The organism is Streptomyces natalensis ATCC 27448 (genome assembly GCF_000935125.1).
Classification (GTDB): domain Bacteria; phylum Actinomycetota; class Actinomycetes; order Streptomycetales; family Streptomycetaceae; genus Streptomyces; species Streptomyces natalensis.
The window spans coordinates 176,414-199,189 of record NZ_JRKI01000018.1 but is presented as its reverse complement, the minus strand read 5'-3'; the positions used below and the strand labels follow the sequence as shown (position 1 = coordinate 199,189).

Below are 22,776 nucleotides of genomic sequence, written 5' to 3'. Positions count from 1 at the left end.
TGTCCGTGGTGGTGGGGCGCGGTCGGGTGGACCGGCGTCAACGGATATGTCATATCAGTGTGTTTCGAAGATCATGTCGCGGAGCAGCTCGCTCGCGCCCGCGGCGATGGTCCCCGCCATCGCATCGCGGTAGAGGCGGGAGGCTGTGGCGTCGTCCAGGTAGCCCCGGGCACCGTGGTACTGGACGCAGGTCTGCGCCGCCGTGACGGCGAGTTCGGTGGCCTTGAGCTTGAGCACCGAGGCGGTGTGGGTGTCGAGACTGCCGATGCTGTGCAGCCAGGCGGCGTGGTAGGCGTAGGTCCGGATCAGCGCCAGGTCGCTGTTCAGCTCGGCGACTCGGTGCCGTACGGCCTGGTGGGAGGCGAGCGGAACGTCCTTGACCTGGTGCTCGCGCACGAAGCGGTTGAGCAGCTCCAGACAGTGGCCGACGCCGCCGACGGCGAGCAGACCGGCCACCAGGCGCTCGAAGTCGAGGCCCTTCATGAGGTGCATCAGCGCCAGGTCACGTCGGCCGACGAGCCGGTCGGCCGGGACCAGGACGTCGTCGAAGTCGACGCGGCAGACATCGGCGCTGCGCCAGCCTGTCATCGGCTGCGCGGTGCGGGTGACGCCGGGGGCATCGGCGTCGATCACCAGCAGGCTGACTCCGGTCAGTCCGCGGTCATGTGACGTCTCCCGGGTCTTGACCAGGGTGACGTAGAAACCTGCCTGGGAGCCGTTGGCGACGTAGCACTTCTGGCCGTTGACCCGGTAGCCGTCGTCCCCAGCCGGTTCGGCACGGGTGAGCAGGTGCCGCAGGTCGGTTCCGGCTCCGGCCTCGCTGATGGCGAGCGCGGCGATCCGTTCACCGCGGCAGGTGGCCGACAGGAGGGTCTCGCGCTGTTCGGCGGTGCCGAACATGCGCAGGTAGGAGGTGGCCATGTAGGCGTGCACGCCGATACCGGCCCGTATGCCCGCGTATCCCGTGCGCCCGAGTTCCTCCAGGAAGACCGCGCTGTGCAGGAAGTCGGCTCCGTCATGGGCGAGTTCGAGCAGTCCGTGTCCGCCGAGGGCGCGCCAGCCGTCCGGGGCGATGTACCCCTGTCGCTCCCAGGTGTCGGCGTGCGGCAGTACGGCCCGGGCGAGCCGGTCCCGTACGCGGGTCCGGGTGGCCTCGTGTGGGCTGGTGAGATGGGGCAGGGACGTGCTGCGGCCCGCCGTCGTCGCGCTCACTTGACTGCGACCACCCGGTGCTCGGGGAGTATGTCGGTGATCTTCCCGGAGATCTTGAAAACGGCGTGTGGGGTGCCGGCTGCCGCCCAGGTCTCCTCGAAGGCCAGCAGGTCCGCGTCGACGAGCAGGGTCAGCTGCTCCTTGTGCCCCAGGGGTGGGACGCCTCCGATGGAGTACCCGGTGACCCGCTTGACGAAGTCGGCGTCGGCCTTGCCGATCGTGCTGCCGAGCTGCTCGGCCAGGGTCTTCTCGTCCACCCGGTTGGTGCCGCTGGCCAGGACCATCACCGGGGCACCGGTCGAGGTGTCCTTGAAGACCAGCGACTTGACGATCTGTGCCTTCTCGCATCCGAGCGCGCGGGCGGCGTCGTCGGCAGTGCGGGTGGAGTCCGGCAGCTCGACGACGGTCAGGTCGAGGCCACGCTCGCGCAGTGTCTCCTGGAACTGCTGGGCACGCTTGCTGATGTTCATGACGTGGCTCCTGTCGGTTCGTGGGTTTCGAGGGTGGCAAGCAGAGCCCGGCGGTCCACCTTGCCGGTGGCCGAGAGCGGCAGGCCGTCGGCCAGATGGATGCGGGTGGGGACCATGTACTCCGGAAGGCTCCGGCGCAGGTGCTCCCGTATCGACTCCGCTGTGCAGTGGTCGCCGGTGGGCACGACGAAGGCCAACAGTTCCTTGCCACCGGTGGCGTGGGGGCGGACGGTGACATGGCTCTGTTTGACATCCGGGTGGCGGCCGAGGTGGTGGGCGATCTCGCCCAGCTCGATGCGGAACCCGTTGATCTTGACCTGGTCGTCCAGACGGCCCTGGAAGACGAGGTTCCCGTCCTCCGAGAGATAGGCGCGGTCGCCTGTCCGGTACAGCCGCTGCCGGGCTCCGTCGATCTCGTACTCGACGAACCGCTCGCGTGTGACGTCCGGCATTCCCAGGTACCCCGGGGACAGCCCGGGGCCGGCCAGCAGGATTTCGCCGGTCTCGCCGGGGCGGCAGAGTCTGCCGTCGTGCACGAGGTAGGCGCGCGTGTTCTGGATCGGGCGCCCGATGGGCAGGCTTGATTCGCCCGGTTTCAGCGCGCGCACAGGATAGAAGGTGGCGAACGTGGTGCACTCGGTGGGCCCGTAGACGCTGACCAATCGGTCCGGACCGTAGGTGTCGAGGGCCTTGGCGATGTGCGTGAGCGAGTGCGCCTCGCCGCCGGTGAGGATGGTTTCCACGTTCTCCAGAGTCCGTGGAGCCTCGTCCACCAGGGTGTTGAACAGCGCCGTGGTGAGGAAGACGGTGCTGACGCCGTGCGTGTCCACCACGCGCTTGAGCTCGGAGAAGCGCATGAACGCCGAGGGGTACAGCACGCAGGTGCCACCGGGCAGCAAGGCGCCCCAGATCTCGAACGTCGCGGCATCGAAGGAGACCGGCGCAAGCTGGAGCAGTGTCGTCTCCTCGCCGAGGCGGGCGTAGCGGGCCCCGAAGACCAGGCGCGTGATCCCGCGGTGGCGGATCGGGACCCCCTTCGGCCGGCCTGTGGAGCCCGAGGTGAAGTTGATGTACGCAATGTCATCGGGCGAGATGCGGACGTCGGGGTCAGGAGGGTTGCCCCTGAGCAGGTCCCTGTCCACCGGCGTGACGCGGTGGCGGGAGAGGCGCTCGGTGAGCGTGCTGCGCTGCCGGGTCAGGACCTGTGCACAGCCGGCACTCTCCAGGAGGCCGTTCAGCCGCTCATCGGGCCAGGAGGCGTCGAACGGCAGGTAGGCCGCACCGCATTTGACCACGGCGAGCAGGGCGACGATGAGCTCCACGGAGCGGTCCAGGCTGACGCCGACCGTCTGTCCGGGGCGCAGGCCGTCCTTGCGCAGCCGGTCGGCGAGGCAGTTCGCCAAGCGGTTCAGTTCGGCGTAACTGACCACCGTGCCGCGGTGAATGACAGCGATCGCCTCGGGCCGCCGGGCAGCGCAGCGCTCGAAGAGCTCCTTGACGCTGCTGCCGTCGGGGTACGGAGCGGACGTGCGGTTGAGTTCGCGGTGCGGCTCGATCGCCGCTTCGTCGTACGTCGGCGTGTTCATACGTCCCCCTGCAAGCGTGAGTTGATGACGTCCAGCAGCTGCGGGCGGTGCGTTTCGAGGAAGAAGTGACCTCCGTCCATTTCCAGCAGCTCGCTCGCCTGTCGTGTGAACCCCTTCCAGCCGGCCATGCTTGCGTGGTCGTCGATCGGGTCGGTGCGCCCGTACATGGCAGTGAGGGGAGTGTCCACACCTGTTCCATGGCGGTCGTCCCACAGTTCCGCGAGTCGGATCTCGGCGTGGATGGCCGGCAGGAAGAACCGCATCATGAAGGTGTTGTCCAGGATTTCCGCGGGGGTTCCGCCCATCCCGCGCAGCGCGTCGATGAATCCGTTCTCGGACATCTCATGCATGTATGGGCGGCGCTGCGACTGGTCCGGGCTCCTGGAGCCGGAGATGAAGAGCCGGCGTGTCATTCCCGGGAATGTGGCCGTGGTCAGCTGAGCCAATTCGTAGGCCAGGCGGCCACCGAAGCTGTGGCCGTATAAGGCGTGTGGTTCAGCCACGTGGTGCACCAGTGCGTCAAAGGTGTCCTGGAGCAGGGTCTCCCAGTCCTGGTAGTGCGCTTCCTTGATGCGTTTTCCCCGGCCGGGCAGCCTGACGGCGAGAAGCTCTACATGGTCACTCAAACCATCCGACCAGGCCCTGAACAGATCGGGGCTTCCTCCGGCGTAGGGAAAACAGATCAGTTTGACACTCGGCCGCTTGACGGCCTGCTTGAGCGTGATGACCCACTTTTCTTCGTCAGGCTGCATCGCCGGGCCTAGCTCTCGCTCGTGACGGGTGCGCGACCGCTGTTTGCCAGAATGCATGCGGCGATTTCGCGGACGGTGCTCCTGGAGAAGAGGTCGTCCGGCGGCAGAGCGTCCTCACCGAACGTTTCCTCGGCCTGAGAAATGATCTTCATGGCCGCCAGGGAGTTCCCGCCGGCTTCGAAGAAGTCGGCGTTCACGTCAGCGGCCCGCAAACCGATCTTCTCGCACACCGAGAGCACCCAGCGCTCGATTTCCTCCTGCGCTTCCATGACAGTCACTGTTTTCAGCCCTCCTGACGCACGGGGAATTTGAATCCATTGACGGTGCTGTCGACGAAACGATTGTAGCCGTACTCGTCCTTGCCCGAGACCAGCACGTTGCCGAATTTGTCGAGGCTCGCCTTGCCGCCGAACTCCTCGAGGCCCTCGGAGTAGGGGTAAACGCGGACCTGGGTGGGCAGGTAGCGCCCGGCGAAACCGAGCCGCATCTGGTCGGTGAGGCCGCTGTGCGGGTGCGACGCGTGCATCAGCGTCGACCAGAAGATGATGAACTGACCCTGCCGCATGACCTGCGAGACGGCCTTGGACTCGTCGGGCTGCCAGTCGGGGTCCTTCTGCAGCTGGCGGTAGTCATAACCGAAGAAGCCGCGCTTGACGCCGTTCTTGTCCAGGCTGTTGATGGCATCCGGGTCGTACTCCATGACCTTGGACTCGTCGTAGTTCATGGAGGTGTGGGTGCCGGGGATGAACTGCAGGCAGCCGTTCTCGACCGAGGCTTCCGTGAACGCGGTCCACACGGTAATGGTGCCGCCGAAGTCGGAGTCCTCGGGCCAGAGGATCTGCGGGTACTTCGAGCCGGCGACGTTGGAGAAGTTGTCGGCCTGGTGCCAGTCGGTACCCTCGTCACCGGGGTACTTCGGGAAGAACTCCGAGCGCCAGCACATAGTGTTCGGCCCGAGAATGCTGGAAACCCGGTCGGCGATTTCCGGGCGGGTGATGTGCTCCGCGAGGAAGTCGACGTCCAAGTGGCGGTCGTAGTTGGCCAGGTTGGTGTTCCCGGACACCGCCTTGTCCTGCTTGTAGATCGCCTTCTTGGTGTTCAGGAGCTTGGGACGGAGAGCCTGGAGGTTCGCCTCCATCTCGTCCTTCTCGTAAAGGTCGAACGGGCCGATAAAGCCGTCCCGATGAAATTGTTCGAGCTCTTCCTGGCTAAGGGAAAATACGGTTCGCTGTGCCATTGCTCATCTCTCGTCATCTGCGACTGCTGGGGCGCAGGGAATTATTGAATGACTGCAACTGCTGTACTGCGAGCTGCAGGGGAAATCATTTCCCCCACCCGCTGATCCGAGTCCAACACAAGGTGATGATCTTCGTCAACGGGTATCCAGATTCTGGATCGGGCATGCATATTGCCGCGCCGGGGACCGTTGAATGCCCCTATGGAATACCCGTTTGCACGGGACGGGAGGAGAGGGGACGAGGCTGTGCGCCGATCGGACTGACCGGCCCACCGCATTGTCAGCGAGCACTGTGCATCTTGGATATCAGCTCGCCCAGTCGGCCGAGCCCCTCGTCGAGCACCTCGGCGGGGCGGGCGTAACTGACCCTCAAGCCCGCCTCGGAGCCGAAGACCTCGGCAGGCATGACCAGCACGCGCTGTTCGTCGAGGAGCCTTTCTGCGACGTGCTGAGAGGATGCCGGGATTCGGAGGTTGAACCAGGCGAAGGGTGTGCCGGCGGGGCGCACCAGTTGCATGTGCGGGGCGTGTTCTTCCGCGAAACGGAGCAGGCGACTCAGTCCCTCGTCGACGAACTCGTGGTACCGCTGCACATGCCGGTCCCGGTCCTTCAGCACGTCCACCGCGACGCGCTCCCAGACCCAGGAGTTCGACACCGTGGTGTAGCGCTTGTAGTTGACCATCGCCGCGATGATGTCCGGCGTTCCGATGGCCCACCCGATACGCAGCGCCGGGAGCCCGTACACCTTCGAAAGTCCGGAAACGGACAGTGCCTTGGGATAGCGATGCACGACGGATTCGGCGAAGTCCAGGAGGTATTCCTCGTCGTTGACCACGATCAGGTCGTGCGCCCGTGCGACGTCGAGCAGGACCGTCCAGTCGCGTTCGGTGAAACGGTAGCCGGAGGGATTCCCGGGGCTGTTCAGTACCAGCAGCTTCGTCTTCGGAGTGATCAGCCGGGCCAGGGCCTCTGCGTCGAAGGGCTCGCCCGGCGTCATCGGCAGGACGGACACCTCACACCCGATGTGGGAGGGCACCTCCCACGATTGCTGCCAGCCCGGACTGGTGGTCACCACGTGGTCGCCTGCCCTCAGGACGCTGCGGTAGAGCAGATAGAGCGCCTCCTGCGCACCGTGCGTGATCACGATGCTGTCCTCGGACGACGGCCGCTGATACAAGCCGGCCACTGCTTCCCTGAGCTCCGGTATGCCCCGGTCGATGCTGTAATCCAGCTCCCAGTCGGGGTCGAGCTCGATGTCGCGCAGCCGCTGGAACTGCACGCCGCTCTCGGCGAGGTCGATGTCGTAGCGGCCGCGCGCGTCGGCGAACAGCCACTGCTGGATGGAGTAGGTGGCAATCATTGTTCCGCTCCTGTAGGGGAATTGACGTGGTCATCGGCCCGGGGACAAGGCCGGGATGCGGGGTGCTACTTGCCCACGGGCACGTCCGATGCACCGGTCCCCTCCGCGGCCCCGGCGCCGGCCTGCTCCCGCTGACGCTCACCCAGGACGGAGTGGCGCATGCCGTAGGCGAAGTAGATGAACGTTCCGATGGCCATCCAGACCAGGAAGCACAGCCAGGTGAACACGCTCAGGTTGACCATGAGCCACAGGCACGTCAGCGCGGCGAGGACAGGCACCAAGGGCACCAGCGGCGTACGGAACCCGCGCGGCAGCTCGGGCCGGGTCCTGCGCAGGACGATGACGCCGATGGAGACCAGGACGAACGCCGACAGTGTGCCGATGTTGACCATCTCCTCCAGCTTCTCGGCAGGGGCGAAGCCGGCGACCGCCGCCACCACAACGCCCACCAGGACCGTGGCCCGCACGGGCGTGCCCCTGGAGCCGGTCACCGCGAACTGGCGGGGTACGAGCCCGTCACGCGACATCGCGAAGAGCACCCGGGTCTGGCCCAGCAGCGTCACGATGGTCACGGTCGTCAGGCCGACCAGCGCGCCGACGGCGACGACCGTGGCTGCCCAGTTGACGCCGAGGTCGGCGAAGGCGGTGGCCATGGTGGCCTTGGTGCCGTCGGGCCTGTTTTTCAACGCCGTATACGGGCGCATACCGGTGACCACAAGGGACACGGCGATGTAGAGGGTGGTGACGATGGCGAGCGCCGTCAGGATGCCCCGGGGCATGTCCTTCTGCGGGTTACGCGTCTCCTCGGCCGCGGTGGCGATCATGTCGAACCCGATGAAGGCGAAGCACAGCAACGAACCCGCGGCCAGCACGCCGAAGATTCCGTAGGTGCTGGTCTGGCCGCCGAACACCAGAGAGAACAGCGACTGGTTGTCGCCGCTGTTGCCGGCATCGGGCGTTGCGGACGGCGGGACGAAGGGAGAGTAGTTGGCGGGGTCGATGTGAGAGAAGCCGACCACGATGACCAGGAGCACCACCGTGATCTTGATGGCGGTGATGACCTGGTTGACCCGGGACGACAGCTTGGTCCCGAGCGCGAGCATGGTGGTCAGTACCGCCACGAGCAGGACCGCCGCCCAGTCGAACGGCACACCGCCCACGTCAACCGTCGTGGGCAGGTTCGTTCCCGTGACCAGTTCGACGCACTGTTTGAGATAGGTCGACCATCCCTTGGAGACGACCGCGGCCGCCAGTGCGAACTCCAGAATGAGGTCCCAGCCCAGAATCCAGGCCACAGACTCCCCGAAGACGACGTAGGAGTACGCGTAGGCGCTTCCCGCGACCGGGACGGTCGAGGCGAACTCGGCGTAGCACAGGGCCGCCAGCCCGCAGGGCACCGCGGCGAGCAGAAAGGAGACGGACACGGCGGGGCCGGCCATGTTGCCGGCGGTACTCGCCGCGAGCGTGAAGACGCCGGTGCCGATGACGACGGCGACCCCGAAAACGGTCAGGTCCCACGCGGTGAGGACCTTGCGTAACTTGGTCCGCGGCTCGTCAGTATCGGCGATCGACTGCTCGATCGATTTGGTGCGTAAGATGCCGTAGCGCGACATTGAAGTCCATTTGCTGTGCGTGAAGTGGGGGATTCAGCCGAGGATCTGGCTGAGGGCGAGATAGACCCCGGTGCCGGCGAAGATGGCCAGTAGCGGGTTTCTCCGCCAGTGGTGGACCGCCGACGTCACCGCGATACCCACGATGCTGGGCAGGCCGTACGGCGACGCCGTGAAGTCCACAGAGCTCACCGTGTAAAAGACGAGGATGAGCATCACGCCGCCGGGCATGACCACACCGAGGTATTGCATGAGGTCGGTGTCGGCGATTCGCCTCAGGGCCACGAACAGCAGTCCGCGCAGCGCGAATGTCACACACGTGATCACCAGGATGGCGCTGAGGATGTAGACGTTGTTCGTCATGTGACGTCCCCTGTCGCCTTCTTGCGCCGCAGTGCGAACCAGCCCAGCAGCATGGCGACATACACGGTGAGCGCGACCGCCAGGAAGCTCCTCTCGCCGAAGCCGAGGGCGGCGAAGCCCGCCGCGAGCCCCATGACGGTGGGAGCGGAATCCTTGCGCTTGTAGAAGCAGTCCTGTGCCAGCACCACAAACAGGGCCGTCAGTACGAAGCCCAGCCCGTCGATGGACGCCGGAAGGGCGAATGACAGCAGAGCGCCGATTGCGCTGCCGGACACCCAGTAGGCATGGCTGAGCAGTTGGATGAAGGTCAGACGGTTGGCGCTCATCTCCTGACGTGGAACCGTAGCCATCAGCGAATAGGTCTCGTCGGTGAGCGCGAAGGCTCCGTAGACCCGCCGGCCCCAGCCCCGCAGCAGGTGCATGGGAAAGGACAGGGCGTAGAAGACGTGACGGAAGTTCACCGCCAGTGTCATCACCGCGATCTGAAGCAGCGGAGTACCCGCCGTTATCAGTCCCACGGCGAGAAACTCCATCGACCCGGCGAAGATCAGCCCGGCTGACAGCGGGGCCCAGTACCAGGCGAGTCCGCTGTTCACCAGGAGGATGCCGAATGCGGCTCCGAGCGGTGTGTAGCCCATCGCCACGGGGACCGTGTCCCGCAGCGCGCGCCTGAAATCGGCACGCACGGCCCCTTCTCCCCCGGCCTCGGGTATGCCCCGGTGTGCGGTCTCAGTCATTGGCCTTGACGGTCACCACGATCACGTCGCGGCGGGCCTGACCGGGGAGCTTGGGAGTGAACGGGGAGACGTAGTGCTTGACCGCCTTGTCGTCCAGAACGAGGGTCTCACCGGGATTCATCGGCCGGTCGAAGACGATGATCTCCTCGTTCGTAGCGTCCGCGATCATGGAAGTGCCACCGTTGACGTTGTCCTGGGCGACCGCGGTGACCGCCACATAGTCGAAACCGTCGTGGTGGAAGCCCTCCGGTGCCGGGTAGCCGGTGTGCTCGTCGTCGGCGATGACACGCATCTGGTGGACGCCGATGGTCAGTTCCTCGGCATCGAACATATTGCGCTTGCCCGGGTCCGCCATGAGCTGCTGGACGAACTCCTGGGCTTCGCTCCCCAGCGGCGCGAACCTGCGTTGCATGCCGCCCGCGTAGCCGTTGATGTCCTCGCTCTGGAAGAACTCCCCCTCCCCGCCCCACAGGACCTTGTCCCCCTTGACGCGCCCCTCTCCGAACGCCCGGTAGCGGAAGACGAAGTCGCCCTTGAGGTACGGGTCCGGGCTCAGCCGCCCGAAGCTGTCGAGTAGCGGCTTGGAGATCTTGTCGATGTTGTTCGTGACTGTGTAGTACACCGTGTTCCCCGTGAACAGTCCTGCGGAAGCAGAGTTTTGTTGAAGTCGATACGATTAAGTCGGCGAGGCGGCCGGACGCTCCTGCCGGATCGCCGACATTGCCGATCCGCTTCCATGGGGAGCCTCGCAAGGTGACCCGCGAGGCTCCCGGCCGGGCACAGGAGATTCCGTCAACTCGTACTCATTCGACGCACGTTGACGAACTGCCTTAACCCGTGCCGGAGCGACCCGAAGGCCGCGAACGCCCCCGAGGGGGAGTTGGCGTGCGCAGGGCGCACTTTCCTGGCCGTGCAGGCCTGCAAAACACCTGGCAGGAGAAGTGCCCTACAGGCTCTTGGCGGCCATGGATGAGTGACTTTAACTCGCGGAACCAAGATCAACAACCCCGATAAAGTTTCCGAACCCACCGTCGTGGACTGCGCGTTCCGGTGCACATAACCAAGGCACGCCGGTTGACCCGAAGGCATATAGAGGCCAGACCCCGTCATGCTTCACCGGATACCGCGGGGCTGTCGGCACCTTCGAGACATGGATCACACGAGGAGGTTCTTGCTGCCAGCTCGGCAGCTCCGTTTGGATTCGGAGGTGACCGCTGGGCGTTGTCGATTAACTGCCCGGCAGAAGAGCAGTATTCACCGGGGGAACGGCGTGCTGGTAGACAACTCTGTTGCGATGAAGGGCAGTTACCTTCTGGATGCTGACTCCGCTTGCACCACTCGGGGCTCAGGAGGATCGCCGGGGGCTGCCCCGCAATGGATCCAGTGCCTCTGCGCCAGGGCGCCCCGACGCGGAGGGTGTCCACACTCCGGACGGGGTGGCCCAATAGCCCAGCCCTTTGTCATGATCTTCGTGTGAGTGACGACCAGCGCACAGCTCCGTCGAGGGTCGCTCCTCGTCCGACATACGACCGACGAGGAGCGCAGCCGGTTTCGCATGGCGCTGAGCGGAGCGCGGGCACGGCTCTTTGGCCTGTGGCCGACGGCGTCTTCGGTGAATTCCCCATGGATGACGCCGCCTTGGGCCTCTGACATAAGGCGTGCGAGGGCTCCCGCGCCGCCACGACCGCTTTTGATTTCCTTCGACGACACGGCGGAGTTCCGAGGCGAGATCACCCACGCTGCGCCATGTCCTTACGCACATAACCGAGGAGCACTTTTGCATGCCACAGACCCGTCAACGGGCTCAGTCCACAGATGCGAATAGACGGGATACTGCCCCATCGGAAGCTGCTTCCGCACGGGTAAAAGACGGCTGGACCATTTGACTGCGGCCCGACGCAAAGAGGAGGCCGGCATGAGACGTGGCGAGTCTCATGCCGAACGACGGGCCTTCGCAACGGTCATGTGGGAATTGCGCCGGATGCGCCCCTGAATTAATCCGCATGGCATGCCTCAGGAGAGGGCTGGCACAGCCTTGTCCTGGTGAGTGCCGGCCGGGCGGACGGGGTATCGGCCCTTCCCTTCTCGTAGACGGTGAGCCCCCGAGAAAGGCGGAGGGGTACCGTAGTGCTCCCGCACCGCCGACTCGAACGCGTAGAAGCTTCGGGAGCCGTCGTAGGACTCGTCGCCGAGCATCACCCCGGCCCACTGGCGGTCCGGCATCGCACCGGTGCCCGAGTCGGTACAGAGGTCGATGTACACCATTTCGGACGGCAGTAGTCCGAGGTTGTATCCGGCGTCGACCAGCGCCGCCCGGCGTTCCTCCACCGTGGTCAGGCGCAGCGGCTCGACAGCCTTGATCCGCCACGGCTCCGCCGGATGCCGTAAACCATGGGAGCCGTCACGACTCCCACCTGCGATCGGAGTACCCACAGAGATCCTTCCTCTTGGCACCAATCGGAGGACGACGCGCCCCGCCAGCCATGCCGTTCTCCTGCGGGACTTCGCCTCCCCCACCAACGACGATCACGGCAACGGTCGGCGGGTGCCACCGTTGTTACGACCGAGCCAGGAGAGCGAAGGACGCCTCGATGCACGGCCGGTCTGCGTTTGCCGGACATGGAGCGTGCACCACCGCGCGCCCGTGCTGCGTAGGGGGCGAGTACGGCTATTCCAGAAAAGGGCTGGAAAATGTTCACGTCTGCTCTTCTTTGCCACGATAGAGGAGGGCGGTTGTTCGAAGAGCTGGAGATGCGGGGCGGATTCAGAGGTCGAACCCGCGGCGGTTTCTGCCGAGCCGGAGCTGGCCCGAGACGGACGTCAGGGAGGAGGGCCGGCCTTGCGTGTTCGACCGAACATGATCTCGAGCGCTGGTCGACCAGCATCGCGCACGCGCTCTGCGCTCCCTTGAACGTGCTCACTACATACAGCAAGGACACGATCACGCGGACATGGTCCCAGTGGACCCACCGCACCCCGCTCACCTGCGGCGACGACTTTTCGAGCGGGACAGGCCCTTGGACGCCGCCCAGCGGAAACAGGATCGGAACGGAGTCCAAGAGCCCACTGCGTGTCCCACCCGTGTACGCCGCCCACGAGCCCGGTGGGTACGGTGAAGAACGTCTTTCCCGCACTGAATGACTCACGCTCCATCAGATCGGCCAACTCCCCGAAACCAGCGCCTGCCCTGCGCCGCCGGAGGGCAGTGACAGCGAAGGCGACCAGCAACGCGGTCCCGGCACCGAAGAACCCCCACCACAGGACACTCGCCGCGAAGTCCATGCTTGCGCCTCACAGGCGTGGGCAGCCGCAGTGGTCAGCAGACGGCAGCGACTGGGCGGGGGCACCGACCACGTGCGCTGCACGGAACGACAACCGCCTGCAACGGCCGGACGATCACGACGAAGGCGCCCCAGTCGGCTCGGTGCTGGGCGGGCGGGCGCGCGGCGGTCAGCTTTCCAGGCCCGCGTCCCGTGACAGTAGTGCCGCCTGTACCCGGTTCTCGCAGTCCAGCTTGGCCAGGATCCGGCTCACATATGTTTTGACCGTTGCCTCGCTCATGTGGAGTCGCTGCCCGGCGTCCGCGTTGGAGCGGCCCTCGCCCAGGAGGGCCAGGACCTCCAGTTCGCGGCCGGTCAGTGTCTCCAGCCGGCGGCGTGCCTGCTCGGCGCGGAGCGTGGTCCGGCTGGATGCCAGCGAGTCCACGACGTGGCGGGTGGCGCCCGGTGACAGGTACGCCTCGCCGGCCGCTGCGGCGCGCACGGCGCGGATGAGTTCCGTGGGTGCGGAGTCCTTGAGAAGGAAGCCCGCGCTGCCCTCGGTCAGGGCGTGCAGCACGTTGTGCTGGGCACCGAAGGTGGTGAGGATCAGTACGCGGGTGTCGGGGACGGTCCGGCGCAGTTCGGCCAGGGCCGTCAGCCCGTCCATGACCGGCATCTGGATGTCGAGCAGCGCCACATCGACGCGCTGGGCGCGGGCCAGTTCGATCGCCTCGCGGCCGTTGGCCGCCTCGGCGACCACGTCGATGTCGTCGGCCGAGGTGAGAATCATCCTGATGCCCGCCCGAATGAGCGGCTCGTCGTCCGTGACGAGAACCCTGATCACGACTCTCCTGCGCTGTTCCGAGCGGTCATCCCGCAGCCACCTTGACAACATCATCCCCGGAGCCGCCACCCACCCGGATGGCAGGGCCCCGATCCCCCTCAGCTCCTGACCTCGAACGACTTCTTCTCGATCAGCTCGCCGCCCTTGAAGCAGAACCGGAACACCGGCTCCATGTTCCAGCTGCTGCCGCTCTCGGTGGACATCAGCGTGAGGCACTTGGCCCCCTTGGGCTCGGGCGGCGCGCCCTTGTCCAGGCCGTGGGCCAGGACCGAGTTCCCGTGGGGCAGCTTCTCTCGGACCGCCGCCTCGGACTGGCCCAGCTTCACCGCGTCGTACTGCTGCGGATTGATCGCGGCCTTGTCCGACTCGTCGGCCAGGAAGAGCGCGGCGACGCCCACGGCGACCACCGGCAGGACCACGAAGATCAATGCCGCAACCCCGCAGCCGATGGCCATGCCTCTTCGCTTCTTGTTCCAGTGCATCGCCTTGACCAGTTCCTTCGGCAGGCCGACCCCGTCGATGACGAGATCGCCCTCGCTCGGGGAGCCCGCCGGGACCTGCTGCCGGAAGCCGCTCGTAGGACCGCCGAACGTGGTCTGCGCACCTTCCGGTGAGCGGCCCGGGGCACCGCCCTCCGGCGAGGTGTACGGCAGCACGCCCGCCAGCCGGAAGCCGCCGTCCGCCGCCGGGCCGGCGTGCACCATGCCTCCGATGAGCCGGGTCCGCTCCCCGAGCCCGGTCAGCCCCTGACCGCCGCTCACCACGCTCCGTCCGCTGTCCGCCGTCCCGAGGGCGGGGCCGTTCACGACCTCCACGACCAGCGCATCCGGCTCGTACCGCAGCTCGATGGTGATCGAGGCGCCCGGGGCGTGCTTGTGGGCATTGGTCAGGCCCTCCTGCGCGACGCGGTATGCCGCGTGATCGGCGGTCGGGGCCAGCGGGCGCGGCTCGCCACAGCGCCGCAGCTCCACGGCCGTACCCGCGCTCCGGGACGCCTCCACCAGGCCCTCGATGCCGGCCACCCCGCGCGACGGCGCCGTGGCGTCCTCCTCGCCCATGGCTTGAAGGGCACGGGAGGCGCCCCCGTGCCGGGGATTCTCGGTGCCGTCCCGCAGCAGCCCCACCACCTCGCGCAGCTCGTGCATCGCGGCCACCGACGCCTCGCGCAGCACACCTACGGCCTGCCGCTGCCGTCCGGTCAGCTCCCGGTCCACCTCCAGCGCGCCGGCGTGCACCGAGATGAGTGTGAGCTGATGGCCGAGGCTGTCGTGCATGTCCTGGGCGATGCGTTGACGCTCCCGCAGCCGGGCCTGGCCGGCGATCATCGCGCGTTCGCGCAGCAGCTGGGCGTTGTACTCCCTAAGGGTGTCTGTCAGCGTGCGGCGCTGTGACCAGTAGCGGCTGATGAGGCCGGGTACGACGATCATGACCAGCAGCGTCGGGGCGCCGACGGCAAGGGCCAGCAGCAGGGGGAGCTCTCCCTGCAGGAGGGCCAGGCCGAGGCTGAGGAGGTATGCGGCGGTGAAGGCGCCGGCCGCCTTGCTGATCCCGTCGATCCGCCGCCCGGCCGACCAGGCGGCGACCAGGATCAGTGGGGCGAGGCCGTCGAACTCGGCCGAGCCGATGGCGGTGATCAGAAGTACGGTCGCGGGAAGGACCCGGCGCAGCGGTGACAGGAGCGCAGCGGCCAGGGCCACCGCGACGATCCGTACGGTGCCGCCGCCGTCCAGGGCCTCGCTCGCCGCCGCCAGCAGCCCGAACACCGCGCCCAGCAGCGATTCGCCCACGATGCGCCAGGGAGTCCACATCCCGGGGGCGAACAGTGCCCTGCCCGGACCGGTCATCCGCCGGGGCGCCGAGCGCAGCCATGCTGTCAGCGCGTGGCGAGCCGATGCCACCGGGTCTGTACGTTCCACACGAGTCACGCGGCCACGTTAGGCAGCCACAGCCGGACACCGCACCCGCCATTGGTCGCGACGGTTCACGACGAAAGTCGCACGGGCGCTGTCGTCCGGCACCGCTGCCGTCCGGAAACCTGCGCAGCCAAAGCGACTTTCGTTGGGCCGGTCGTCCTGCGGGGTGATGGCTGATCGGCCCCTGAGGCTGATTACCGGGCCACGATCCGCTGCCAGGCTTGGGGCATCGGCCCAGCACCGGCAAGGAGCGTCACCCCCCCCCCCGTGATCAGCGTGATCAGCCGGTGGCGCGGATGGCCGGTTCCCCGTAACCCACCAAGCCGCCACCGGCCGCCCGCGGAGTCCGTTTGCTCCGTCCTCTTCGCGTCCGGTGTCATAGATCGGAATTGCCTCATGCCCATAGCTGCCCGAAAGGCCGTACGGGTCGGCGCGCTGAGCGCGGCCGCCGTACTGGCCGTCACCACCGTCGTCGGATGCAACGGCAACAAACCCCTGAAGACCTCGCCCGGGTCCTCGTCGGCCGCGAACGCCTCGTCGTCGCGTCCCGGCCCCGTCACAAGCGCCCTGCCGACTTCGCTGACCGGGCAGAAGCTCAGTTGGAAGCAGTGCGCGGCGCCGACTTCCGCGCAGGGCGGCGGTAAGGCCCCGGGCGGCGAGTGGGAGTGCGCCACGCTCAAGGCACCGCTGGACTACGTCAAGCCGGGCGGCGAGACGATCGGCCTCGCGCTGATCCGCGCCAAGGCCAAGGACCAGGGCCACCGCATCGGTTCGCTGGTCTTCAACTTCGGCGGTCCCGGCGGCTCCGGCATCACCACGCTCCCCGGCCTCGCCAAGGACTACGACACCCTGCACTCGCGCTACGACCTGGTCAGCTTCGACCCGCGCGGTGTGGGCGCCAGCGCGGGTGTGAAGTGCCTGGGCGACAAGGAGACCGACGCCGCGAGCGCGGTCGACGGCTCGCCGGACGACGACGCCGAACTCAAGGCCGCGACTACCGCCAACAAGAAGTACGTCGAAGCCTGCCAGCGCAACTCCGGCAAGACGCTTCCCCACGTGGACACGGTGAGCGCCGCGCGTGACATGGACCTCATGCGCGAAGTCCTCGGCGACAAGAAGCTGAACTACTTCGGCATCTCGTACGGCACCCAGCTCGGCGGCGTCTACGCCCACCTCTTCCCCCACAACGTCGGCCGCTCGGTGCTGGACGCCGTGGTCGACCCGGCCAAGGACCCCCTCCAGAGCGCCCTCGGCCAGGCGAAGGGCTTCCAGCTCGCACTGAACAACTACATGAAGGACTGCGCCACGAAGGGCTCTGGCTGCCCGACCGGAAAGGGCGGAGCCGAGGGCAACCAGAAGCTCGCCGCACTGCTGAAGAAGCTCGACAAGCACCCGCTGCCCACCAAGGGCGGTCGCAAGCTCACCCAGGACCAGGCGCTCACCGGCATCGGAGCCGCGCTCTACAACAAGGAGAACTGGGACACGCTGACGATAGGGCTGGGCGAGGCGATGAAGCTCGGTCAGGGCAATGTGCTGCTGGCGCTCGCCGACAGCTACAGCGGCCGTGACGAGCAGGGCCGCTACAGCAACTCCAACGCCGCGAACCGTGCCATCAGCTGCGTGGATACCAAGCGGCGCTACACCGCCGACGATGTGAAGGCGAAGTTGCCTGAGTTTCGCAAGGCTTCCCCGGTCTTCGGCGAGTCCATGGCCTGGGGTCTGACCGGCTGCACCGACTGGCCGGTCACCGGCAAGAGTGACAAGACCGAGGTCAGCGCCAAGGGCTCGGCCCCCATCGTCGTCATCGGCAACACCGGCGATCCGGCTACTCCGTACGAGGGCGCCAGGAAGATGGCCAGGGAGCTGGGCGACGGCGTGGGCATCGAGCTCACGCTCAACGGCGAAGGCCACGGCGGCTACAACACCGGCAACCCCTGCCTGAAGAAGGCCGTGGACGGCTACCTGCTCGACGGCAAGGTCCCGGCAGCCGGCACCACCTGCTCATAACCCCGACCCCATACGACGTGCCGAGGGCCGGACCGCCTTCCGCACGGACACCCCCGGCGAATGCCCCAGCCCCGCCCCAGCGGAACCAACCGGTACAGCGGGGGCGGGGCTGGGGGCAGTACGAGGTGGTGAGCACACCGCCTGGCCATGACCGCCATAGAGACCGGTAAGACCTCCTGCGACCCGGACTATGCCCCCAAGAAGGCCAACGCCGAACACCTCTAAGCGATCGCCGACGCGGAGTCATACCCGATGAAGGCGAGCCCGAAGCCGTGTTCTGCCTGGACGAGTTCGGCCCGCTCGCCTCCAGCCCCACGCGTACCGGCAGTGGACCGAGCGCGGTGAACGGCACACGGACCCGGGCCGGGATCCCAGGGCAGGCTTCGCCGGAACCGCCGTACGGGGTCAGACAACGGAACTGGACGTGTGACCTGCGACGCCCCCCTCGAATCCGGCCCCACGACCACATGTCCGGACACAAAGCAAGGGAATGGTCCGCGTCTCACGTGATCTGGTCCGATTCGCCGCCGGTCTCAGGTGGCCTGTCAAGGCTGACCACCACGACAGCGACCCGCTGGGGTGCGGCGGAGAGTGATTCGCCTGCGGCGGGGGCGGCTGAGCCGTACTGTCGCTCACCAGAGCCCAGGCTGGAGGAATCGTGCCGCAGACACCGAGGCAGTTACTGGAGTGCTTTCAGCAGGCGATGCTGGACTTCTCGCCGGATGCGCTGGCTGACTTGTTCGCCGAGAACGCCGTCTATGAGTTTCCCTTCCTTGCCCCGCGGCGGGAGGCGTCCCGCTACGAGGGCCGAGAACAGATCCGTGCGGGTTTCACCCGTGCTTGGGCTTCGCCGTATCCGTCACCAGTGGCCGGGTTCCGTGAGGTACGGGTGCACGACACAGCGGACCCGGAGCTGATCATCGCCGAGCACGAGTTTGACGCTGTCAACCACGCCACAGGAGAGAGCTTCACGTCCGGGTTCGTCCTCTTCCTGCGGGCCCGCGGAGCGCAGATCGTCCACGTGCGGGACTACGCCGACGTTCTGAGACTCTCAGCCGGCTTCGGGCAACTTCCCCAACTGTTCGAGCAACTGCAGAACTCCGACCCTTCGTAAGGCTCGGATGGCGGACCGCCCAGGCGTGGTTTCCGTTCGAAACAGCCCAGACAGACCAGATCAACTGGGATGGCCACAGGCCTCTGCCCTTCCCGGGCCAGATCAACCGAGATACTCGGCGTCCCCGTGTGTTGTCGGCGTGGATCTGGATCTCCCGGCCGGCGAGGTTGTTGGCGATGTTGATGACGTCGATCAGCGAGGCGTTGGCTCCGCCGCCGACGTTGACGATGCCTGTGTCGATGGGGGCGCCCGCGGCGGCGATGGTGGCGGCGACGGCGTCGTCGATGTACGTGAAGTCGCGGCGCTGGTGTCCGTCTCCGTACAGGCGCAGTGGCTGCCCTGTCATCGCGGCGTGGAGGGCGCGGTGGGTGAACATGTCGGGGCGCTGGCGGGGCCCGTAGACGGTGAAGTACCGCAGGGCGATGACGCTGGTGCGGCAGTCGGCTCGGGAAGCGTAGGCGAGGCAGAGCTGTTCCTCGGCGAGTTTGGTGACTGCGTACGGGGAGGCCGGTCGGGGCTGATCACCTTCGACGCTGGGGCCGCCGTTGGTGGGGCCGTAGACGCTGGAGGAGGAGGCCACGACGAGCCGGGGGACGTGCATGCGGGTGGCGGCGTCCATGAGCCGCGGGGTGGCGAGGATGTTGGAGTTGACGTACTCGCTGAACTGCGGACCCCACGAGGGCCGTACACCGGGGACGCCGGCCAGGTGGAAGATCACGTCTGCGTCGATGAGGAGTGGATCGATGGCGCACGTGAGGAGGTCCGCGGTGATGTGCATGTAGCCAGGGAGGCTGTGCAGTGCGGCCATGTTGGCGGCGGCTGTCTGATCTCTTGCTGGGTCGCGGCGGTCGACACCGATGACCGTGGCCCCTGTCTGGAGCAGGGCGTGAGCGAGGTGGGATCCGATGAAGCCGGTCGCGCCGGTCACCAGCGCGCGCCGGGGGCTCGATGTGGTCGCGGCCGTGTGGCTGTCTGACACGGAACTCTCCAGTGGTGGGTTGGCGGGTGGGGTGGTCAGCTCAGTTGGGCCAGGACGGTGTGCCCGTGGGCGCTCAGGACGGCGTCGCCCTGTTCGTGACCGCGGACGATTGCGGTGACAGCTTCGATGGCGCCGAAGCGCTCCAGGAGCCGTTGTTCGGTATCCGTGAGGCGACTTCCGTAGCCGGTGAAGAACGCCTCACGCAGTTGAGGGGCCGCCTGCCAGTGGCGGAACTCGAGTCGGGCGAAGTCCCGGATGCGGGCGTCGCGTCGCATGTGCTCGAAGTCGAAGGTCCAGAAGCCGACCCCGACGTGCCAGTTCCTGGGTTGGTAGTCGAGGTGGCAGATGGCGCTGTCCATGGACGTGCCGACCAACTTGTTTGCGGTCTGCAGGAGAAGGCTCCGCTGGGTGCCCGATAGGAGGTCCGTGCTGTCGGCCCTGGTAACCCAGCTTCGGAAACGATCTGCCAGCGCGGCTCCCATGTCTCCGGTGCCACGACGTTTGTCGCGTGGTGGAGACCGCGAAGTGCAGCTCCGGCGTCGTGGTGTGCTCGCTCCTCCTCGTCCGAACCGGGCAGCAGTGTGTCACCGCTTCGGCCAGGCACTGCGGTGAGCAGGAGGGTGTGCGTCGAGTCCTGGTGGCCGACTAACTCGGGGGCGTGGTCTTGGAGATGGCGTCTCCACGTCAGGTAGGCATGCGCCTCTTGGACGTATCGGGCCTGGCTTCTGTGCTGCTTGGCGAAGTAGGTGTTGCTCCGGCTATCGACGAGCTGGAGGAGGTGGGGCGGGAGCGTCGGGTCGGCAACGATGCTGACAGCTCCGACCGCCTCGCGCGCGAGTTGGATGCGCGGGTCGGCGTGAGCTGTGCTCATGGCGTCGTTCCCGCTGCTAATGCGGCGAGGTGGGCGGTGTCGTTGTGCCGGTCGAGCATCCAGCGGCGCTGGCCGAGCCGGTTGTGGTGGTGCTGCCAGCGGGTGACGGAGGCATGGGAGACGTTGAAGCCGGCTTCCGTCATCGGCCCAAGTCCGAGCAGGAGGGCGTGTGCGGCGAGGATCGTTTCGCCGTGTGCGGCGAACAGGACGCGGCCGCCGTCGTGGCGGGCGATGAGGTCGTAAAGGAACGCTTCGGCTCGCTGGAGGTAGCCGTTCCAGGTGTCGGATCCCGTGGCCCAGGGTTGGTCTGGGTGGGCATGCGGTCCGCCGTTGGCCGTGGTCTTCACGTAGTGCCAGGGCTTGCCGTCGGCCGCACCGTGAACGGGGCCATCGAGGCCGGGATCAACGAGGGGGCTCAGCCCGCATCGGTGAACTCCTCGGCCACATTCGCGACTTGGAAGCCGAATGGACCGAGGAGACCATCCAACGGATCGTCGCCGAGCACACCGCCCTCAAGCAGCGCGTCCGCCAGCTCACGGCCGACAACCGCACCCTCGACGAGCGGCTGAAGGCCGCCCGGTCCAACCTCCGCTTCCAGGACCGGCGGGTCGCCGACCTCGAAGCCCAGATCGCGGGCACCTGACAACCCGGTGCAGAGCCGCTATGTCCGGCCCGATGGCCACGGGGATACCGTGGTCTCGGGCCGGACAACATGGCAGGCTCCTCGCATTTGCGACGCCTGTCGGGTCAGCCGCCGTAGCCGTCATCGGTCGCCCGCTTCCGGTGACGATCAGGGTCGTAGATCGCGGTGAGAAACGGCGTGATTCCCAGGGCATAGAAGCCGTACTCCAGCTGCTGGTACCACGCTCGTTCGCTCTCAAGCTCCTTGGACACCTGAACGGGTACTCCGCCGGTGTGGTCGCCGGTCGACACCATGACCACGAACGACGTGCCCTCGTCTGCTGGGTCAGACGGATTAGCGATCACCGTGAAGTCCCAGGTTGCTGCGCCGAGAACGTCCGAGCCGGCATCCAGGCGCCGCAGGATGAACGTCGGCTGTCGCAGCAGTACTCCGGACTGTGCCCGGATCGCCATCGTCTTCTGTCCCACGATCCGCCAGGGTGGCTCCGGGCGCGTGTGGTGAACGTCGGAAAAGAGTTGGTCCCGCAGTTCCGAGTACCTGGCGGCTGTCTGGGCGAAGGCCCTTGTGTCCTCGGCCAGTTGGCGTCTGGAGTCGCAACTGTCGAGCAGACTGCCCAGTGAGTGCAGTCTGCCCCGGATCCATGGCTTGAGGAAGCGATCAAGGGCACCCAGCCGGTAGGCGTCCTCGGCAGACTCAGCAACCAACAGCGCACCACGCGCCAGAGCCTGATATCTGTCTGCGAGCTCCATCGACTCCCCTCCCCGAGACGACAATCACCGCTCACCGTATCGATCAACAAACCGACAGCGAAGGCTGATCGGACAGAACCCGACGGCCCGTTGCAGTGCCCCGTTCCCGGCACCCTTGTCGACAAGCAGCGCGCCGATCTGGTGACGCATACCGCGCAGCGGCGAGCCAAAGTGGCAGGACAGCGTCATCGACAGATCCTCGGAGGACACCGCAGGAGACCTGCAGGACCGCCGCTGATGGAGATATATGAATCACCTCACCCGGCGCTCGGTGGCGACCACGGAGTTGCTCACCTGAAATCCCAGGCACATAGTCGCCGACCTGCACGAGGCGTGGGATGGACGATCATGGCGGCTCCGATGCCCTTGGTGCCGCCGGTGACTAGGGCGCGCCGACCTTCGAGGGATTCGTTGATAGAGGTGGTCACGGTGTGGTCCGTTCCGGGGCGCGGGCCTGCGAGGCACCACCCCTCTCGTCACTGCTAAAATAAAAGCTAGTAACTTCGATTTTAGCAGTAACTGGGGATGGTTGCCATGGCGAGCCGGATCAGGCTGGAGGACCGCGAGTGCCCGCTGTCCACGACGGTGGAGCACGTCGGCGAGTGGTGGACGCTGCTGATCCTCCATGACGCCTTCGACGGCTACACGCGCTTCGACCAGTTCCAGGAGAGCCTGGGCATCTCCTCCAGCATGCTCACCACCCGCCTGAAAACCCTCGTCACGGACGGACTACTGGAGCGCAGGCCATATCAGACCAGCCCCGTCCGCCACGAGTACGTACTCACCGAAGTGGGGCGCTCCCTGCGACCGGTGATCGTCGCCCTGGCCGCCTGGGGCAACTCCCGCCTCGCACCGGACAAACGCAGCATGATCCTCGTCGACGCGAACAGCGGAGAGCAGGTCGAGCCCGTGGTCGTCGACGCCAAAACCGGCCGCCGGCTCGACGACAGCGCCGCGTACGTCTTCACGGCGGGCCCTGCGGCCAGCGATGCCATGCGCAACCGCTACGCGAAGGGACCAACACCCCCGGCGGAAGGAGCTTAGAGCACGCGAAGTCGGTCCGTGCAGA

The 22,776-nt window shown here is 66.7% G+C and carries 21 protein-coding genes and 2 pseudogenes; 4 read left to right on the top strand and 19 right to left on the bottom strand.

Going from position 1 to position 22,776, the window contains the following annotated elements; all coding sequences use genetic code 11:
- Positions 1–54: 54 nt before the first annotated feature.
- The 14 genes from SNA_RS13350 to SNA_RS13285 form a co-directional block, all read right to left on the bottom strand.
- Positions 55–1,212 (bottom strand): acyl-CoA dehydrogenase family protein, encoded by a 1,158-nt coding sequence (locus tag SNA_RS13350; protein WP_198535028.1) that lies wholly within the window; start codon positions 1,210–1,212, stop codon positions 55–57.
- The gene (locus SNA_RS13345; protein WP_030063387.1) at positions 1,209–1,682 is read right to left on the bottom strand and encodes a YbaK/EbsC family protein; all 474 of its coding nucleotides are present in this window, start codon (positions 1,680–1,682) and stop codon (positions 1,209–1,211) included. The genes SNA_RS13350 and SNA_RS13345 overlap by 4 nt, the downstream gene beginning before the upstream one ends.
- Positions 1,679–3,268 (bottom strand): amino acid adenylation domain-containing protein, encoded by a 1,590-nt coding sequence (locus SNA_RS13340; protein WP_030063386.1) that lies wholly within the window; start codon positions 3,266–3,268, stop codon positions 1,679–1,681. The genes SNA_RS13345 and SNA_RS13340 overlap by 4 nt, the downstream gene beginning before the upstream one ends.
- Positions 3,265–4,020 carry a thioesterase II family protein gene (locus SNA_RS13335; RefSeq protein WP_030063385.1) on the bottom strand — a complete coding sequence of 252 codons (756 nt, stop codon included), beginning with the start codon at positions 4,018–4,020 and terminating at the stop codon, positions 3,265–3,267. The genes SNA_RS13340 and SNA_RS13335 overlap by 4 nt, the downstream gene beginning before the upstream one ends.
- An 8-nt stretch (positions 4,021–4,028) precedes the next feature.
- Complete coding sequence (locus SNA_RS13330) at positions 4,029–4,289, bottom strand: acyl carrier protein (RefSeq protein ID WP_030063383.1); 261 nt, start codon at positions 4,287–4,289, stop codon at positions 4,029–4,031.
- 14 nt (positions 4,290–4,303) lie between these two features.
- Positions 4,304–5,257: a chlorinating enzyme gene (locus SNA_RS13325; RefSeq protein ID WP_030063382.1), complete on the bottom strand. Its 954-nt coding sequence runs from the start codon at positions 5,255–5,257 to the stop codon at positions 4,304–4,306.
- 280 nt (positions 5,258–5,537) lie between these two features.
- A complete protein-coding gene (locus tag SNA_RS13320; RefSeq protein WP_030063381.1) occupies positions 5,538–6,617 on the bottom strand; it encodes a pyridoxal phosphate-dependent aminotransferase in 1,080 nt (359 codons plus the stop codon).
- A gap of 65 nt (positions 6,618–6,682) precedes the next feature.
- Positions 6,683–8,230 (bottom strand): amino acid permease, encoded by a 1,548-nt coding sequence (locus tag SNA_RS13315; protein WP_030063380.1) that lies wholly within the window; start codon positions 8,228–8,230, stop codon positions 6,683–6,685.
- A gap of 33 nt (positions 8,231–8,263) precedes the next feature.
- Positions 8,264–8,590, bottom strand: coding sequence for a branched-chain amino acid transporter permease (locus tag SNA_RS13310; protein ID WP_030063379.1), 327 nt, complete (start codon positions 8,588–8,590; stop codon positions 8,264–8,266).
- Entirely contained in the window at positions 8,587–9,276 is a 690-nt protein-coding gene (locus SNA_RS13305) for an AzlC family ABC transporter permease (protein ID WP_030063378.1), read from the bottom strand. Before SNA_RS13305 ends, SNA_RS13310 begins: the two co-directional genes overlap by 4 nt.
- 43 nt (positions 9,277–9,319) lie before the next feature.
- Positions 9,320–9,949 (bottom strand): 2OG-Fe dioxygenase family protein, encoded by a 630-nt coding sequence (locus SNA_RS13300; RefSeq protein ID WP_051877076.1) that lies wholly within the window; start codon positions 9,947–9,949, stop codon positions 9,320–9,322.
- Between the two features lie 1,391 nt (positions 9,950–11,340).
- Complete coding sequence (locus SNA_RS13295; RefSeq protein ID WP_030063376.1) at positions 11,341–11,760, bottom strand: beta-eliminating lyase-related protein; 420 nt, start codon at positions 11,758–11,760, stop codon at positions 11,341–11,343.
- A gap of 1,017 nt (positions 11,761–12,777) precedes the next feature.
- Positions 12,778–13,431: a response regulator transcription factor gene (locus SNA_RS13290; RefSeq protein ID WP_030063375.1), complete on the bottom strand. Its 654-nt coding sequence runs from the start codon at positions 13,429–13,431 to the stop codon at positions 12,778–12,780.
- A gap of 98 nt (positions 13,432–13,529) precedes the next feature.
- A complete protein-coding gene (locus SNA_RS13285) occupies positions 13,530–15,275 on the bottom strand; it encodes a sensor histidine kinase (protein ID WP_420823479.1) in 1,746 nt (581 codons plus the stop codon).
- 465 nt (positions 15,276–15,740) lie between these two features.
- On the opposite strand from SNA_RS13285, the gene SNA_RS13275 reads away from it, so the two are divergent.
- Together SNA_RS13275 and SNA_RS45150 are read left to right on the top strand one after the other, a co-directional pair.
- Positions 15,741–17,351: an alpha/beta hydrolase gene (locus SNA_RS13275; RefSeq protein WP_030063373.1), complete on the top strand. Its 1,611-nt coding sequence runs from the start codon at positions 15,741–15,743 to the stop codon at positions 17,349–17,351.
- 703 nt (positions 17,352–18,054) lie between these two features.
- Positions 18,055–18,312 (top strand): annotated as a pseudogene (locus SNA_RS45150) (nuclear transport factor 2 family protein); the annotation flags it as partial.
- A 7-nt stretch (positions 18,313–18,319) separates the two neighbouring features.
- Here SNA_RS45150 and SNA_RS39445 read toward each other — a convergent pair.
- The 4 genes and pseudogenes from SNA_RS39445 to SNA_RS13250 form a co-directional block, all read right to left on the bottom strand.
- On the bottom strand, positions 18,320–19,444 hold the full coding sequence (locus SNA_RS39445) for an NAD-dependent epimerase/dehydratase family protein (RefSeq protein WP_241779627.1): 1,125 nt from the start codon (positions 19,442–19,444) through the stop codon (positions 18,320–18,322).
- Between the two features lie 35 nt (positions 19,445–19,479).
- Complete coding sequence (locus SNA_RS45145) at positions 19,480–19,926, bottom strand: BUD32 family EKC/KEOPS complex subunit (protein ID WP_420823472.1); 447 nt, start codon at positions 19,924–19,926, stop codon at positions 19,480–19,482.
- 38 nt (positions 19,927–19,964) lie between these two features.
- Positions 19,965–20,315 (bottom strand): annotated as a pseudogene (locus SNA_RS45140) (aminoglycoside phosphotransferase); the annotation flags it as partial.
- A complete protein-coding gene (locus tag SNA_RS13250; RefSeq protein ID WP_241779637.1) occupies positions 20,312–20,734 on the bottom strand; it encodes a histidine phosphatase family protein in 423 nt (140 codons plus the stop codon). The pseudogene SNA_RS45140 and the gene SNA_RS13250, both read right to left, overlap by 4 nt.
- Before the next feature lie 35 nt (positions 20,735–20,769).
- Between SNA_RS13250 and SNA_RS13245 the strand changes: the two genes are divergently transcribed.
- The gene (locus SNA_RS13245; RefSeq protein ID WP_241779625.1) at positions 20,770–20,958 is read left to right on the top strand and encodes a hypothetical protein; all 189 of its coding nucleotides are present in this window, start codon (positions 20,770–20,772) and stop codon (positions 20,956–20,958) included.
- Positions 20,959–21,062: 104 nt separating this feature from the next.
- Here the strand turns inward: SNA_RS13245 and SNA_RS38265 are convergent, their stop codons facing one another.
- On the bottom strand, positions 21,063–21,707 hold the full coding sequence (locus SNA_RS38265; RefSeq protein ID WP_030063367.1) for a hypothetical protein: 645 nt from the start codon (positions 21,705–21,707) through the stop codon (positions 21,063–21,065).
- Positions 21,708–22,241: 534 nt separating this feature from the next.
- Here SNA_RS38265 and SNA_RS13235 point away from each other — a divergent pair.
- Positions 22,242–22,751, top strand: a complete 510-nt coding sequence (locus tag SNA_RS13235; protein ID WP_198535027.1) for a winged helix-turn-helix transcriptional regulator — start codon at positions 22,242–22,244, stop codon at positions 22,749–22,751.
- Positions 22,752–22,776: the final 25 nt, after the last annotated feature.

Bases quoted from the DNA above. Each gene is read 5' to 3' on its own strand.
- SNA_RS13335 (WP_030063385.1), bottom strand. From the start codon at position 4,020: ATGCAGCCTGACGAAGAAAAGTGGGTCATCACGCTCAAGCAGGCCGTC.
- SNA_RS13330 (WP_030063383.1), bottom strand. From the start codon at position 4,289: ATGGAAGCGCAGGAGGAAATCGAGCGCTGGGTGCTCTCGGTGTGCGAG.
- SNA_RS13235 (WP_198535027.1), top strand. From the start codon at position 22,242: ATGGCGAGCCGGATCAGGCTGGAGGACCGCGAGTGCCCGCTGTCCACG.
- SNA_RS13345 (WP_030063387.1), bottom strand. From the start codon at position 1,682: ATGAACATCAGCAAGCGTGCCCAGCAGTTCCAGGAGACACTGCGCGAG.
- SNA_RS13325 (WP_030063382.1), bottom strand. From the start codon at position 5,257: ATGGCACAGCGAACCGTATTTTCCCTTAGCCAGGAAGAGCTCGAACAA.
- SNA_RS45145 (WP_420823472.1), bottom strand. From the start codon at position 19,926: ATGGGAGCCGCGCTGGCAGATCGTTTCCGAAGCTGGGTTACCAGGGCC.
- SNA_RS13285 (WP_420823479.1), bottom strand. From the start codon at position 15,275: ATGACCGGTCCGGGCAGGGCACTGTTCGCCCCCGGGATGTGGACTCCC.
- SNA_RS13320 (WP_030063381.1), bottom strand. From the start codon at position 6,617: ATGATTGCCACCTACTCCATCCAGCAGTGGCTGTTCGCCGACGCGCGC.
- SNA_RS13340 (WP_030063386.1), bottom strand. From the start codon at position 3,268: ATGAACACGCCGACGTACGACGAAGCGGCGATCGAGCCGCACCGCGAA.
- SNA_RS38265 (WP_030063367.1), bottom strand. From the start codon at position 21,707: ATGGAGCTCGCAGACAGATATCAGGCTCTGGCGCGTGGTGCGCTGTTG.
- SNA_RS13275 (WP_030063373.1), top strand. From the start codon at position 15,741: ATGCCCATAGCTGCCCGAAAGGCCGTACGGGTCGGCGCGCTGAGCGCG.
- SNA_RS13310 (WP_030063379.1), bottom strand. From the start codon at position 8,590: ATGACGAACAACGTCTACATCCTCAGCGCCATCCTGGTGATCACGTGT.
- SNA_RS13315 (WP_030063380.1), bottom strand. From the start codon at position 8,230: ATGTCGCGCTACGGCATCTTACGCACCAAATCGATCGAGCAGTCGATC.